The 13699-nt window shown below is 73.9% G+C and carries 17 protein-coding genes; 10 read left to right on the top strand and 7 right to left on the bottom strand.

Features of this window, described 5'->3' with window-relative positions; genetic code table 11:
• Positions 1 to 25 precede the first annotated feature (25 nt).
• The 4 genes from SSNG_RS45070 (at position 26) to SSNG_RS34545 (ending at position 2884) form a co-directional block, all read left to right on the top strand.
• Positions 26 to 1189 (top strand): histidine kinase, encoded by a 1164-nt coding sequence (locus SSNG_RS45070; RefSeq protein WP_007268614.1) that lies wholly within the window; start codon positions 26 to 28, stop codon positions 1187 to 1189.
• Positions 1186 to 1854: a response regulator transcription factor gene (locus SSNG_RS34555; RefSeq protein WP_007268613.1), complete on the top strand. Its 669-nt coding sequence runs from the start codon at positions 1186 to 1188 to the stop codon at positions 1852 to 1854. Before SSNG_RS45070 ends, SSNG_RS34555 begins: the two co-directional genes overlap by 4 nt.
• Positions 1855 to 1949: 95 nt before the next feature.
• Positions 1950 to 2312 (top strand): DUF1304 domain-containing protein, encoded by a 363-nt coding sequence (locus SSNG_RS34550; protein ID WP_007268612.1) that lies wholly within the window; start codon positions 1950 to 1952, stop codon positions 2310 to 2312.
• 5 nt (positions 2313 to 2317) lie between these two features.
• A complete protein-coding gene (locus tag SSNG_RS34545) occupies positions 2318 to 2884 on the top strand; it encodes a TetR/AcrR family transcriptional regulator (RefSeq protein ID WP_007268611.1) in 567 nt (188 codons plus the stop codon).
• A gap of 83 nt (positions 2885 to 2967) precedes the next feature.
• Here SSNG_RS34545 and SSNG_RS34540 read toward each other — a convergent pair whose 3' ends face one another.
• A complete protein-coding gene (locus SSNG_RS34540; protein ID WP_007268610.1) occupies positions 2968 to 3360 on the bottom strand; it encodes a helix-turn-helix domain-containing protein in 393 nt (130 codons plus the stop codon).
• A gap of 96 nt (positions 3361 to 3456) precedes the next feature.
• Between SSNG_RS34540 and SSNG_RS34535 the strand changes: the two genes are divergently transcribed.
• The 5 genes from SSNG_RS34535 to SSNG_RS34515 all read left to right on the top strand — a co-directional run bounded on the left by SSNG_RS34535 (position 3457) and on the right by SSNG_RS34515 (position 7258).
• Positions 3457 to 3867 carry a RidA family protein gene (locus SSNG_RS34535; RefSeq protein ID WP_007268609.1) on the top strand — a complete coding sequence of 137 codons (411 nt, stop codon included), beginning with the start codon at positions 3457 to 3459 and terminating at the stop codon, positions 3865 to 3867.
• Positions 3868 to 4034: 167 nt separating this feature from the next.
• Positions 4035 to 5186 (top strand): PP2C family protein-serine/threonine phosphatase, encoded by a 1152-nt coding sequence (locus tag SSNG_RS34530; RefSeq protein ID WP_007268608.1) that lies wholly within the window; start codon positions 4035 to 4037, stop codon positions 5184 to 5186.
• Between the two features lie 140 nt (positions 5187 to 5326).
• Positions 5327 to 6514, top strand: coding sequence for a cytochrome P450 (locus tag SSNG_RS34525; protein WP_007268607.1), 1188 nt, complete (start codon positions 5327 to 5329; stop codon positions 6512 to 6514).
• Entirely contained in the window at positions 6511 to 6723 is a 213-nt protein-coding gene (locus SSNG_RS34520; RefSeq protein WP_007268606.1) for a ferredoxin, read from the top strand. The genes SSNG_RS34525 and SSNG_RS34520 overlap by 4 nt, the downstream gene beginning before the upstream one ends.
• A gap of 61 nt (positions 6724 to 6784) precedes the next feature.
• Positions 6785 to 7258, top strand: coding sequence for a hypothetical protein (locus SSNG_RS34515; RefSeq protein WP_007268605.1), 474 nt, complete (start codon positions 6785 to 6787; stop codon positions 7256 to 7258).
• A gap of 12 nt (positions 7259 to 7270) precedes the next feature.
• Here SSNG_RS34515 and SSNG_RS38400 read toward each other — a convergent pair whose 3' ends face one another.
• The 6 genes from SSNG_RS38400 to SSNG_RS34490 all read right to left on the bottom strand — a co-directional run bounded on the left by SSNG_RS38400 (position 7271) and on the right by SSNG_RS34490 (position 12878).
• Complete coding sequence (locus SSNG_RS38400) at positions 7271 to 8272, bottom strand: hypothetical protein (RefSeq protein ID WP_050780013.1); 1002 nt, start codon at positions 8270 to 8272, stop codon at positions 7271 to 7273.
• A gap of 100 nt (positions 8273 to 8372) precedes the next feature.
• Complete coding sequence (locus tag SSNG_RS34505) at positions 8373 to 9851, bottom strand: MmgE/PrpD family protein (RefSeq protein ID WP_007268603.1); 1479 nt, start codon at positions 9849 to 9851, stop codon at positions 8373 to 8375.
• The gene (locus tag SSNG_RS34500; protein ID WP_042804635.1) at positions 9848 to 10717 is read right to left on the bottom strand and encodes a cyclase family protein; all 870 of its coding nucleotides are present in this window, start codon (positions 10715 to 10717) and stop codon (positions 9848 to 9850) included. The genes SSNG_RS34505 and SSNG_RS34500 overlap by 4 nt, the downstream gene beginning before the upstream one ends.
• Positions 10718 to 10783: 66 nt before the next feature.
• Positions 10784 to 11329 carry an aldolase/citrate lyase family protein gene (locus SSNG_RS45065; protein ID WP_277752177.1) on the bottom strand — a complete coding sequence of 182 codons (546 nt, stop codon included), beginning with the start codon at positions 11327 to 11329 and terminating at the stop codon, positions 10784 to 10786.
• Positions 11257 to 11646, bottom strand: a complete 390-nt coding sequence (locus SSNG_RS45060) for an aldolase/citrate lyase family protein (RefSeq protein ID WP_277752176.1) — start codon at positions 11644 to 11646, stop codon at positions 11257 to 11259. Before SSNG_RS45060 ends, SSNG_RS45065 begins: the two co-directional genes overlap by 73 nt.
• On the bottom strand, positions 11643 to 12878 hold the full coding sequence (locus tag SSNG_RS34490; protein ID WP_007268600.1) for a CoA transferase: 1236 nt from the start codon (positions 12876 to 12878) through the stop codon (positions 11643 to 11645). The genes SSNG_RS45060 and SSNG_RS34490 overlap by 4 nt, the downstream gene beginning before the upstream one ends.
• A 224-nt stretch (positions 12879 to 13102) precedes the next feature.
• Here SSNG_RS34490 and SSNG_RS34485 point away from each other — a divergent pair, with 224 nt between their 5' ends.
• Positions 13103 to 13537, top strand: a complete 435-nt coding sequence (locus SSNG_RS34485; RefSeq protein WP_007268599.1) for a MarR family transcriptional regulator — start codon at positions 13103 to 13105, stop codon at positions 13535 to 13537.
• Positions 13538 to 13699 lie beyond the last annotated feature (162 nt).

The following is a 13699-nucleotide window of genomic DNA, read 5'->3' as shown; positions in this document are numbered from 1 at the left end:
CCGAACGGCGGAGAGGTGTGACGGTGTGACGGTGCGCCACCGGGACCGGGTACCGCCCCTGGTGTGGGACTCGGTGCTGCCGGCGCTGCTCCTGCTCCACGTCGTGGCCACCTACCCGGCCCGGGAGCTGCCGGTGGCGGCGGCGCTCACCGCCGCCCTGGCGCTGCCCCTGGTGTGGCGGCGCCGGGCCCCGCTCGCGGTGTTCGCCGCCGTCGTGGCCGCGGCCTCCGTCCAGTGGCTGGTGGACGTCCAACTGCCCGCGGACGTCGCCCTGCTGGTGGCCCTGTACACGGCGGCCGCGCACACGGGCCGGCGCGGCACGCTGCTCGCCGCCGCCGTGGTGGAGGGCGGGGCCGTGTCGGCCTGCCTGCGCTGGGCATCGGACGGCGCGTTCCTGACCCCGTTCGTCGCGCTTTCCGCGACGGTGGTCGCCGCGGCCGTCCTCGGGGTGAACGTGCGGACCGGCCGGGCCTACCTCGCCGCCGTGCAGGAGCGGGCCGAACGGCTGGTGCTGCACCAGGAGCAGCAGGCGCTGCTGGCCGTCGCGGAGGAGCGGGCCCGGATCGCGCGCGAGATGCACGACATCGTCACCCACAACCTGTCCGTCATGGTCGCGCTCACCGACGCCGCCGTCTACGCGCAGCACCGGTCCCCGGACCGGGCCACCGCCGCGATGCTGCAGATCTCCGAGACGGGCCGGCAGGCCCTCACCGACATGCGCCGCTCGCTGGGCGTCCTGCGGGCCGACGAGCCGGACGCCGAGCGCCACCCGCTGCCCGGCATCGCCCAGCTGGCGGTGCTCGCCGACCAGATGGCCGCCGCCGGGCTGCCGACCGGCCTGGAGGTCCGCGGCGGGCACGCCCGTGTGCCGGCCTCCGCGCAGCTCACCGTCTACCGCCTGGTGCAGGAAGCGCTGACCAACACCCTCAAGCACGCCCCCGAAGGTACCCGCGCGACGGTCCTGGTCGAGTGCTCGGCCGGGAGCGTCGGCGTGGAGGTCACCGACAGCAGCCCCTGCCCGGCGGCCTTTTCCGCCGCCGCCGCACCGTCGTCCGGCCACGGCATCCCCGGCATGCGCGAGCGCGCGGCCGCCTACGGGGGGACGCTGCGGGCCGGACCGCTGCCGGGCGGCGGCTGGGGCGTGCGGACCCGGCTCCTGCTGGGCAGCGGCGGGACGGGCGCCGTATGACGATCCGCATCGTGATCGCCGACGACGAGGCGCTGCTCCGGATGGCCTTCCGCATGGTCCTGGAGGCCCAGCCCGACATGGCGCCGGTCGGCGAGGCCGCGGACGGCGCCGAGGCCGTCCGGCTCGCGCGGGAGCTGCGGCCCGACGTCGTGCTGATGGACGTCCGGATGCCCGGGACGGACGGGATCGAGGCGACCCGGCAGGTCGTCGGGGTCTCGCCGGGGAGCCGGGTGCTGATCCTGACCACCTTCGACGTGGACGCGTACGCCTTCGCCGCGCTCGGCGCCGGGGCCTCGGGCTTCCTGCTGAAGAACACCCGGCCCGAGGAGCTGCTCACCGCGATCCGCAACGTCGCGGCGGGCGACGCGGTGCTCTCCCCGCGGATCACCCGGCGCCTGCTGGAGGACTTCCGTCCGCGGCTGGCCGACGGGGGCGCCGCCGTCGCCGTCCGCGACGAGCGGTTGGGCCGGCTCAGCGCCCGTGAGCGGGAGGTGCTCGTCGAGGTCGGTCGCGGCCTCTCCAACGCCGAGATCGCGGCCGCCCTGTCCCTCGCGGAGGCGACCGTGAAGTCCCATCTGGGGCGGGTCCTGCTCAAGCTGGGACTCCGCGACCGGATCCAGGCCGTGGTCTTCGCCCACGAGAACCGCCTGGTCCCGCCCGCCTGACCCATGCGCGAGGTGATTCACGCCTGGTGGACAGGTGTCCATGCATCCTGTACACCTGTCCATCTAGGCATGACTTCTCAAGGAGGGACTGATCCATGGAGACGACCGCGACCGTACTGGTGGGCCTGGTGGCCGCACTGCACGCGTACATCCTGGTGCTGGAGATGTTCCTGTGGGAGCGGGCACCCGGCCGCGGGCTCTCGGGGTTCGACGCGGAACTGGCCCGCGCCACCGCGCCGCTCGCGGCGAACCAGGGCCTCTACAACGGCTTCCTGGCCGCCGGCCTGCTCTGGGGCCTGTTCGCCTCCGACCCGACCGGGTTCCAGGTCCGGGTGTTCTTCCTCGGCTGCGTGCTGGTCGCGGGGGTGTACGGGGGGCTCACGGCCAACCGGCGCATCCTGCTCGCCCAGGCGCTGCCCGGCGCGTTGGCACTCGGCGCCGTCCTGCTGGCAGGGTAGGCGGCATGCCGGAAGACCCCCGTACGGAACGGACCCGGGCCAAGCTGCGGACGGCCCTGCTGGAGGAGTGCGCGAGCCGCCCGCTGGAGGCGGTCAGCGTCGCGGCCCTGGTCCGCCGGGCCGGGGTCGGCCGGGCCACGTTCTACCTCCACTACGCCGACCTGGAGGCGCTGTCCGTCGACGCCTGCGCCGAGATCGTCCGCGAGGCCGTGGACGCCCTGCACGCCTGGCGCGGCGTCCCCGACCCCGCCGCACCGCCGCCGGCCCTGACCGCCTTCTTCGACGCGCTCCCCCAGCACGGCGGCCTCTACCGGGAGTTGCTGCGCCCGGGCGGCGGCGGACCGCTCGGCCTCGTCCTCCACCAGGACCTGCGCGCCCGCAGCCGCGCCGAACGCACCCTGGCCGGCGCCCCGGAGCCCGACCTGATCGCCTCCGCCGTCGCAGCGACCTTCGCCGGGGTCCTCGCCGACTGGCTGCACGGCCTCATCGAAGCCACCCCCGCCGAGATCACGGGCCGCGTCTGGCGCCTCCTGATCACCCTCCACCGGGCACCGGGCCCCGACTGGGGCTGATCCGGCCGTGCCGACCCCCACCACCCGGCCCGTCGTCCGAGCTCACGGATGACGGGCCGGCGTCGGGTCGAGTCGGGTCGTCGTCAGGGGGTGTCGAAGCGTTGGCGGGCGGTCTCGATGTCGGCGAGGTAGCGGTGGGTCCAGTCGCACATGGCGTCGACCGTCGACCGCAGGGCCCGGCCCGGCTCGGTGAGGGTGTACTCGACACGCGGCGGCACGGTGGGGTGGACGGTCCGGCCGACCAGGCCGTTGCGCTCCAGCAGGCGCAGGTTCTGGGTGAGCATCTTGTGGCTGATGCCGTCGACCTCGTCGCGCAGTTCGGTGAACCGCAGGGTGCGGTCGCCCACCGCTTCGATGATCAGGAGCGCCCACTTGTTGGCGATGTCGGAGAAGATCTCCCGCGCCAGGGAGTCCGCCCGTGTCACGTCGGCCTCGTCCCCGGCCGTGCCCGAGTCCTTGAGCTGCTTGGTCACCACGAGGTTCCCCAGTCACCGAAAAGTGCGTTCTTCCACATCAACGGTCACTCTCCTACGGTTCCTGGGTAACCACAAGAGACTACGAGAGGCCCGAACATGGCCATCACCCTGGTGAACCCCGACGGGTTGCCCACCGTCGACGCCTACCGTCACGTCGCGGTCGCGTCCGGCTCCAGGATCGTCTTCATCGCCGGGCAGGTCGCCTGGGGCGCCGACGGGGCGACGGCGGCCGGCGAGGGCGACCTGGCCGCCCAGGTCGAGCAGTGCTACCTCAACGTCGCCACCGCCCTCGCGGCGGTCGGCGGGACCTTCCACGACGTGGCGAAGCTGACCGTCCACGTCGTCGACTGGACTCCCGACAAGATGCCCGCCCTCATGGACGGGATCGCTCGGGCGGCAGCGAAGCTGGGCGTCACGCCGGTGCCGCCGGCGACACTGATCGGTGTGGCCGCACTGGACGTTCCCGAACACCTGGTCGAGGTCGAGGCCACCGCCGTCCTGGACTGACCGGCCTCCGGCGCGCGGGTACGCTCCGCTCCCCCTTCCCGGGGACCGTTCCGTTCCGCGGGGTTGGCCGACGGCTGCTCCTGGCCAGTGGCCGCGCCGCCGCCGGCCAGAGGTGGCGCACGGCCCGGCGCCAGGACATCGGCCGTCGCGTGATGTATGCCTTTCGCATGGATGCCCGCCCGCGGCCCCTCGCCCCCTCCTCTTCCCGGCGCGGCGGACGACTGCTGCTCGTCGTGCCCTTCGCACTGATCGCGGCCGTCACCACGGTGGACGTCCTGTCGCCGCCCGAGGTGCACCTGGGGCCGTTCCTGATCGCCGCGCCCGCGGTGGCGGCCTCGTTCGCGGGGCCGCGCATGACGGCCTTCGTGGGCGCGGTCGCGGTGCTGGCCCAGTCGGTGGTGGCGGTCGTCCGGACGAGCCTCACCGACCTCAACCACACCTACCAGATCATCGCGTTGGTTCTGATCTCGGTCATCGTCACCTTCTTCGCCCATCTGCGGGAGCGCGACGAGACCAGGGTGGCGCGGCTGCGCACCATCGCCCACGCGGCCCAGAGCGTCGTCCTGCGCCCCCTCCCCCACCGGGCGGGACCGCTGCACATCGCCTCCGTCTACCTGGCGGCGGAGGAGGAGGCGCAGATGGGAGGCGACCTGTACGCGGCGGCCCGTACGGCCTCCGGGACCCGGCTGCTGATCGGGGACGCCCGGGGCAAGGGGCTCGACGCCATCAGCGAGGCGTCTCTGGTCCTGGGCGCCTTCCGGGTCACCGCGCGGCGTGAGCAGGAGCTGCCGGAGCTGGTCGGGCACCTGGAGGAGGGCGTCGGCTCGGCCGGGGAGCCGCGGAGCGCCGCGGACCCGGGACCCGGTCCCGGTGGGCCGGCCGACGGCGCGGACGAGGCCTTCGTCACCGCGCTGGTGCTGGACATCCCCGACCGCGAGCCGGTGGTACGACTCGTGAACTGCGGGCACCCGCCGCCGCTGCTCCTGAGACGGGGACGGGTGATCCCCCTCGACACGGCCGAGGCGAGGCCGCCGCTGGGACTCGCGGACGTCCTGACCGCCGATGCGACGGTGGCGACGTTCCCCTTCGACGTCGGCGACGTGCTCCTGCTCTACACGGACGGGGTCGTCGAGGCCCGCGACGACTCGCGCGCCTTCTACCCCCTGGCCGAGCGGCTCACGGCCTGGGCCCAGGACGACCCGCCGACCCTGCTCGACCGTCTGCGCGCGGACCTGCGGTCGTACGCGGGCGGCCACCTCGGCGACGACGCGGCACTCGTCGCGGTCGAACGGCTGGCTCCCGGCCGCAGCGGGCCGTAGGAGGAACCACGCCGTCGTCGCGGTCCTCGCCGTCCGAACCGGCCGCCCGACCCGTCCCGCTTCAGCGCTACGCAGCCGGTGCCGGTCACGCTGCGGGCGGCGGGTGTGCCGCCCGCCGTCCGCCTGCGTGAGGATGCCTGATGAGCGAGCCCGTCGCGTTCCCCAAGGACCGCACCTGCCCCTACCACCCGCCGGCCGCCTACGACCCGCTCCGGGGCGGCGCCCCGCTCGAGCGGGTGCGGTTCTTCGACGGCCGCTCGGTGTGGGCGGTGACCGGACACGCCGCCGCGAGGGCGCTGCTGGGGGACGCGCGGCTGTCCAGCGACAGCGAGAACGAGGCGTTCCCCGTGCCCTCCGAGCGCTACGTCGGGCTGCTGCGTCGACGCACGCCGCTGCTGGGCGTCGACGACCCCGAGCACAACCGCCAGCGCCGGCTCCTGATCCCGGGCTTCACGCTCAAGCGCACCCACGCGATGCGTCCGCGGATCCAGGAGATCGTCGACCAGCTGATCGACGACATGATCGCCAAGGGCCCGAAGGCGGAACTGGTGGGCGACTTCGCCCTGCCGATGCCGTCGAAGGTCATCTGCTCCATGCTCGGCGTGCCGTACGCGGACCACGCCTTCTTCGAGGAGCAGTCGCGCCGGCTGCTGCGCGGTCCCGAGCTGTCCGACGTGGAGGACGCGAGGGACCGGCTGGAGGACTACCTGCGGGCGCTGATCGAGGCCAAGCAGGCGGAGCCGGGCGAGGGCGTGCTCGACGACATCATCCGCGAGCAGACCGCCGTGGGCGCCTTCGACGCCGGTGAACTGGCGGGGCTGGCGTTCATCCTGCTCATCGCGGGACACGAGACCACGGCCAACATGGTCTCGCTGGGCACCTACACCCTGCTGGAGCACCCCGAGCGCCTGGCCGAGCTGCGGGCGGACCCCGCGCTCGTACCGACGGCCGTCGAGGAGCTGATGAGGTACCTGTCCATCGTCGAGGGCATGCTGCGCGTCGCCGTCGAGGACATCGAGATCGCGGGGGAGACGATCCGCAAGGACGACGGCGTGGTCTTCTCCCTCTCCCTCGTCAACCGCGACGAGAGCCTCTACCCGCACCCCGACGTGCTCGACTGGCAGCGCTCGGCGCGCCACCACGTCGGCTTCGGCTTCGGCATCCACCAGTGCCTCGGGCAGAACCTGGCGCGCGCCGAGATGGAGATCGCCTTGGGCACCCTGATCACCCGGCTTCCCGGGCTGCGGCTGGACGCACCCGCGCAGGAGATCCCGTTCAAGCCGGGCGACACCATCCAGGGCATCGTCCAGCTCCCCGTGGCCTGGTGAGCGCCGTGCGTCCCGTCCACATCGCGATCGACACCGGCCGCTGCATCGGGGCGGGCCAGTGCGCCCTGACGGCCCCGGAGGTGTTCACCCAGGGGGACGACGGACTGAGCGAGGTGCTGCCGGGCCGGGAGGACGGCAACGGCGACCCCCTGGTGCGCGAAGCCGCACGGGCCTGCCCGGTCGCGGCCATCGCGGTCCGCCTCCGCTGAGAACGGCACTCCCCCGTCGCCTCGGGAACCGCGGTGCGGTGGTCCTGCGTCCCTGCCTTTCATGATCGTTTTTGTCGGGCTGGCGGTGCTGGTGGTGGGGCTCACCTCCATGGTGACGCTCGCCGTGCACATGGCGGCCGCCGTGCGGCTGCGCTCGGCCGCACCCCTCCTGCACCCCTGGGTGCTCGTCCAGGCCGCCGTCACCCCGCTGTTCTGCGCGGGTCTGGCGTTCCTGTCCGGGCACCTGACCGGCTTCGACCCCACCGATCCCTCGTCCGTCTGCAACGGCCGGGTGAGCCGGATGTTCCAGGACCAGTCGGTGCCCGAGAGCCGGCTCGTCACGCGGTCGGTGGTCCCGGTGTCGGTCGTGTGCGAGGAGTACCCGGGGGACCCCGACGCCACCGAGCAGGTGCCGGGCTGGGTCAACCCCGTCGTCTTCGCCGGCGGCGGCCTCGCGCTGGGGTGCGCGGGCCTGGCCCCGTTCGCCGGCGTGCTGCGCCGCCGGCTGTGCCGGCCGGAGCCGGGGGCCGCCTGACGGAACGGCGGGTCAGAAGCCGTCGACCTCGGCGAGCGTGAAGGGGACGGGCGTTCCCGCGCCGAAGGGACCGCCCTTGTCGTACTGGGAGCGGGTGACGAGCAGGTGGTCGCCCGAGCGGAGGACGGACGTCGGGATCTGCAGCGCGGTGCTGCTGAGGACGGCGTCCTGCCCGACGGACCGCGCGGCGGGCGTCACGGTCAGGCGTACCAGGGTGTTCGTCCGGTTGAGGGCTGCCCAGAGCTTGCCGTCCCGGTAGGTGAGGCCATCGGCGTTGGGCAGGGAGACGCCGGGGACGGTGGTGACCTCACCCGTGTCGGTGGCGATCCTGTACAGGGCGCCGGTGGTGGTGTTCGCCGTGAGCAGGGCTCCGCCGTCGACGTAGGCGATGCCGTTGAGGTTGATGCCGGAGTGCTGCGTGTAGTCGGCGGGGGTACCGGTGAGGCCGCGCCAGGTATCGAGCGGGGTGTCGGTGCCCTGCGTCCGGGCGGCCGTCAGCTGCTGGGGGGTGACTCTGTAGACGGCGGGGTTGAACGAGTCCGTGAGGTAGGCGGTGCCGTCGGGGCCGAAGGTGAGGTCGTTGACGCCGCCGGAGGCGAAGGGGATGTGGAACCGGGCGACGCGTATGCCGGTGGTGCCGTCGTAGACGGTGACCGATCGGTCGGTGCCGCCGGAGACCCACAGCCGGCCGGAGCCGTCGGCCTTGACTCCTGCCGCGTGGGTCCGGCCGTCCGTGCCGGGCGGGAGGAAGACGGATGCCTGGGTTCCGCCGGCCGGCACGCGCAGGACGGAGCCGTCGCCGTAGGCGGAGACGAACAGGTCGCCGGTCGAGGGGTCCTGGGTGAGGCTCTCCGGGTAGAGGCCGAAGCCGGGCAGTGCGGCGGCGGTCCGCACGGTGGGGGCGGCGAGGGCGGTGCCGGCGGCGAGGACGGTGGCGCACAGGGCGGCCGCGCCGCCTACGGCGAGGCGGTTCAGTCGGGTGCGGAGGCGCTTCGAGGTGCTGCTGGGTGACATGGCGGGTCGGGTCCTTTCCCGGATCACGTGTACGGGGTGGGGGTGGGGGTGCGGACGGGGACGGGGGTGCGGACGGGGGTGCTCCGGCCGTGACGGGCGGTCACGCCGCGGGCGGTCGCGCCGGTGACGGTCGTGAGGGCTCCGGCGCGGCTTCCGGGGAGCAGAGTGCGAGGACGCCCGCGGCGCTGCCGCCCTCGGGCAGGGCGCGTACGGCACGCAGGACCGCGTCGGCGCGTCGTGGGGGGAGCGCGGTGCCGGCCGACAGGCGGAACTTGCGTTCCTTCTCGGTGGTGGTCAGGGGCGCGTCCGGGCCGCCCTTGCTGGTTTCGACCTGGATCTCGTGCGTCTGCCCGTCGCGCGTGCCGACCCGCAGTACGGCCGGCAGCCGGGTCGGGAAGAGGGCGTCGAGGGCGGGGTCGGGCACGCAGCGGATCAGGCCCGCGAGGGTGCGCCGGGCCGGGTCGTGGGCGGCGGCGTCGGTGAAGTCGTCGAACCAGACGCCGAGTCCGCCGCCGCCGAGGAGGGCGGTGGCGACGGTGAAGGGGCCGGAGAAGGCCGCCGCGTAGCCGGTGGCGGGGGTGGCCTTGGCGGGGCCGGGTTCGCCGATCGTGCGGTGCATGGCCGTGGGGACGCGCAGCTCGCCGTGGACGACGTCCTCGCCGCGGACGCCGAGCGCCCTCAGCCGCAGTGCGGCGTCGATGCCGGGGTGCGTGAAGTGGTTGCACGGGTACGGCTTGACGATGATCTCGCTGGTCTCCCAGCGTTCGCCCAGGCCGTCGAGGACCGCCTCCGGGCGGGCCCGGTCGCCGCACCACGCCCGGAAGAAGCCGAACCGTCCCTCCAGGACCGTCGGCGGTCCGGTGATGCCGGCCCGGGCCAACTGGGCGGCGGCCACGCCGGCGTGGGCCGCCCAGCCGCAGTGCACGCGTTTGACGGTGCCGCCGGTGCGGTTGGCCTCCAGCAGGCCGGCGCCGGTGCTCGCGGCGATTCCCAGGGCGGCTCCGATGGTGTCCTCGTCCGCGCCGAGGAGCATGGCGGTCGCGACCGCCGCGCCGAGGGTGCCGCAGATGGAGGTGGCGTGCTGGCCGCGCTCGAAGAACAGCGAGTTCCCGAGGTCCGGGTCGTAGCCGGCGATGCCGAGCCGGATGCACACCTCGGTGCCGACGGTGACGGCGTCGAGCAGTTGCGGCCCGCAGGCGCCGGTGGCCTCGGCGACGGCGAGCGCGGCGGGGATCACGGCGGCGCTCGGGTGCAGGACGGACAGCATGTGGGAGTCGTCGAAGTCCATGGCGTGGGCCAGGGTTCCGTTGACGAGGGCGGCCGCCGGCACGGCCAGCTTCTCGTGCGATCCGATGACGTGCGCGGGGCCGGTGCCGCCCCAGTCGCGGGCGACGGCCAGGACGGCCCGCGGGGCGGATTCGTCGCGCGCGAGGAGGCTGTTGCCCAGGCAGTCGAGGACGCGTTCCGCCGCCTCGGCGCGCAGCCGGGCGGGCAGGCCCCGGTCGCGGGCCCCGGCGGCGAAGGCGGCGAGGCGGTGGACCAGGGGCTCGGCGGCGGGCCCGGAACGTGTGGTCGTCATCGGGACTCCCGCGGGGTGGCGGCGCCGGCGGTGAGGACGGCGAGGGGCCGGACCGGGGAACCGGTGCCGCCGGTGATCTTCAGTGGGCTGAGGACGAACAGGAACTCGGCCGCTCCGGCGGCGGCCAGTGTATCCAGGTTCATGTGCTCGATGAGGTGGACGCCGCGGTCCACGAGGAGCGTGCGGTGGACCGGCAGCACCGCGTGTCCCCGGCCGGGCGGGATCCGTTCGACGGCGGTGGTGTCGGCGCCGATGGCGCGTACCCCGCGGTCGGCGAGCCAGTCGGCGGCGGACTCGGTGAGGCCGGGAACGCCGGTCTCCTGCCCGATGTACGCCTCGGCGTCGTTCCACCGCCGGGCCCAGCCGGTGCGTACGAGGCACACGTCCTGTTCGGCGGGGAGGACGCCGGCGAGGGCTGCGGCGTGGGCCAGGTCGTCGGCGGTGATGCCGTATCCGGCGTCGAGGACGTCGGTGCCGTGGGCCGCGGCGACGTCGAGGAGGACGCCGCGGCAGACCATGGGCGGTACGGTGTCGATGCCGTGGACGGCGAAGCGTCCGCCCTGCTGGGCGGCGGCGGCGTCGTGGCCGCCGAAGAGCCGGCCGTGGTGGGAGGCGTGGGACAGCGCGTCGATGTGGGTGCCGACGTGGCCGCCGGTGACGATGAGTTCGTTGGCGGCCGAGCTTCCGTCCGGCCGGGTCCCGTCGCCGTGGCGGCGCAGGAGCGCCATGCGGAAGCCCGGGTGGTTGGGGGAGCACGGCATGCCGTTCTCCAGGGGCTGGGCGAGGTCGTGGACGGTGGTCCCGGCGGCGACGGCCGCCAGCAGGGGGTCGATCGCGGTCGTGGGGGCGGGAGGGGCGTCGGTCATCGGTTGCCTTTCACGGGCGGGCTGGGTACGGCGCGGAGGGCGGGTCCGCCGGGTACGCGGCCGGAGTCACGAGGCGCGGGCGCCGGCCGACAGGGCTTCGGCCATCGCCAGGACGGCGCGGGCCTGGGCGAGCAGGGGCGGGGCGACGGTCCGGCCGTCCTCGGTGACGAACACGGACGATCCGGCGTCCGGCCGGGAGGCGGCGGCCGCCAGCACGGCGCGGGCGTCGTCGGCTTCTCGCGCGGAGGGCGTGAAGACCTCGTTGATGACGGGGAGCTGGGCGGGGTGGACGGCGAAGCGTCCGAGGTAGCCCATGCCGAGCCCGTCCCGGCAGGAGCGTCGCAGCCCCTCGGGGTCGTCCAGGCGCGGGTAGACGCTCATGGCAGGGCTGACGAGCCCGGCCGCCCGGGAGACGAACACGCAGCGGACCCGGGCGGCGTCCATGGTGGGCCCGTCGAAGTCGGTGCGCAGGTCGGCCCGCAGGTCGTTCTCGCCGAGGCCGATGCGTTCCAGGCGCGGCGTGGAGCGGGCGAGTTCGCTCAGGGCTTCGACTCCGAGCGCGGATTCGACGAGGATCTGCAGGCCGCGTCGCTGTGGGCCTCCTCCAGCCACCGGGCCGCTTCGCGGACCTGCTGGGGGTGTTCGGCCTTGGGCAGCCGGACGGCTGCGAGGCCGGGCCGTGCGACGGCCCGTACGTCGTCGCGGGCGAGGCCGCTGGTGGGGGAGTTGACCCGTACGTACGTCGGTTTGGGCGGGGTGGTGGACAGGATCTCGGCGGCGGCCCGGCGGGCGGCCTCCTTGCCGGCCGGCGGTACGGCGTCCTCCAGGTCGAGGACGACGGCGTCCGCTTCGCTCGCGTACGCCTTCTCCACCAGGCGGGCCTTGTGCGCGGGAACGTACAGGTAGCTGCGGTGCAGCGCGGCGTTCATATGACTCCCCTTTCTGCGAGCGCCGCTAGCTCCTCGCCGCCGACGCCGAGCTCGCCGAGGATCTCGGCGGTGTGCTCGCCCAGGCGGGGGCCGGCCCAGCGTACGGAGCCGGGGGTGTCGGAGAGCCTGAAGGCGACGTCCGGCATGCGGATGGCGTGCAGTTCCGGGTCGGGGACGGAGACGATGGAGCGGCGGGCGGTGATGTGCGGGTCCTGGAGGACGTCGGCGAAGTCGTAGACGGCGCCGATCGCCGCCTGGGCCCGGTCGAAGGCGTCCACGGCCTCGTCGCGGGTGCGCTCGGCGATCCAGCCGCCGACGGCCGCGTCGAGTTCGCCGGCGTGGGCCGCGCGGCCGGCTCCGGTGGCGAACCAGGGCTCTTCGGCCAGTGCGGGGCGGCCCACCAGGCGTACGACGCGTTCGGCGACGGAGACGGTCGTGGCGGCGACGGCCACCCAGTGGCCGTCCTTGGTGCGGTAGACGTTGCGCGGCGCGTTGTTGGGCGAGCGGTTGCCCTGTCGGGTGGGCATGACGCCGGTCAGGTCGTAGGTGGTGAGGGGCCCGGCCAGTACGCCGAGCATCGACTCGACGATGGAGAGGTCGACGACCTGTCCGCGGCCGGTGAGCTCGCGGGCGCGCAGCGCCGTGAGCGCGGCGAAGGCCGCGGTGAGTCCGGCGATCGCGTCGGCGAGGGGGAAGGAGGGGAGGGTGGGCGGTCCGTCGGGGTTGCCGGTGAGGTGGGCGAGCCCGCTCATGGCCTCTCCGACGGTGCCGAAGCCGGGGCGGTGGGCGTAGGGGCCGGTCTGGCCGAAGCCGGTCATGCGCAGGAGCACCAGGCGGGGGTTGTGCGCGCTGAGGGTGGCGTAGTCCAGGCCCCAGCGTTCCAGGGTGCCGGGGCGGAAGTTCTCGACGACGAGGTCGGCGTCGGCCGCCAGGCGGCGGAAGAGCAGCCGGCCCTCGTCGGTGTGGAGGTCGAGGGTGGCGGAGCGCTTGTTGCGGGCCACGACCTTCCACCACACGGGGACGCCGTCGGCCTGGGCGCCGTAGCGGCGGGCGGGGTCGCCGTCCGGGTGTTCGATCTTGATGACCTCCGCGCCGTAGTCCCCGAGGAGGGTGGCGGCGAAGGGGCCTGCGAAGAGGGTGGCGGTGTCGATGACCTTCAGGCCGGCGAGTGGGAGTGGGGCGCCGGTGGGCCCTGGGTGTTCCTGGGGATCGGGGCCGGAGCGATTGATCATGAGCCCTAGACAACATGGTCAGTGCAACGAAGTAAATGCGAGCAGCGTCACACCCTGATCCGAGCCCCGCTTTCCGGCCACGCTTTGCCTTTTCTTGCAGATTTCATGGGAGTTGCCCGGGAATTGCTCAGGAGTCGCCCGGGAGTTGCCCGGGAGTTGTCAGGAAGGAAGCGATGCGGCGGTTGACGAAATACCAAGCCATGCTTATAAGCTAGGCTTCGTTCGTGGAAGACAATCAAGACACCATCGATCTGGCCAGACAGACCCGCGACAGCGTGTCCGCGCTCAGCCGGCGCATGCGCCAGGAACGCCCCGCCCACGGCCTGGGGCTCACCAGCGCCTCGGTCCTGAGCCGGCTGGACCGCGTCGGGGCCCTCAGCCCCAAGGAACTGGCGGCCCATGAGGGCGTCCAGCCCCAGTCGCTCACCCGCCAGCTCTCCGCCCTGGAGGAGCGCGGCCTGATCACCCGTCGGCCCCACGACCGCGACGGCCGCCAGGTCCTGATGGAGATCACCGACGCGGGCAGCCGACTGGTGGCGGCCGACCGGCAGTCGCGCGACGCCTGGCTCGCACGGGCCATCGCCACCCGGCTGACGCCGGTCGAGCGGGAAGTCCTCGGCGCCGCGAACAAGCTCCTCGACCTCTTGTCCGAAACCTAGACAGTCCCCAAGGGGGAACCGTGGCATTACGCACCGCACGGACCGCGAGAGAACCGGTTCCCCCCGCCCCCGCCCGCCTGCCGCTCGGCTTCCTCACCCCCATCGTTCTGGGCACCATGCTCAACGCCCTCAACTCGTCGATGCTGGCGGTGGCCCTGCTCT

The sequence above is a fragment of the Streptomyces sp. C genome, from assembly GCF_000158895.1.
Classification (GTDB): domain Bacteria; phylum Actinomycetota; class Actinomycetes; order Streptomycetales; family Streptomycetaceae; genus Streptomyces; species Streptomyces racemochromogenes.
The sequence above is the reverse complement of the archived record's forward strand: the minus strand, read 5'-3'. Positions and strand labels throughout refer to the sequence as shown.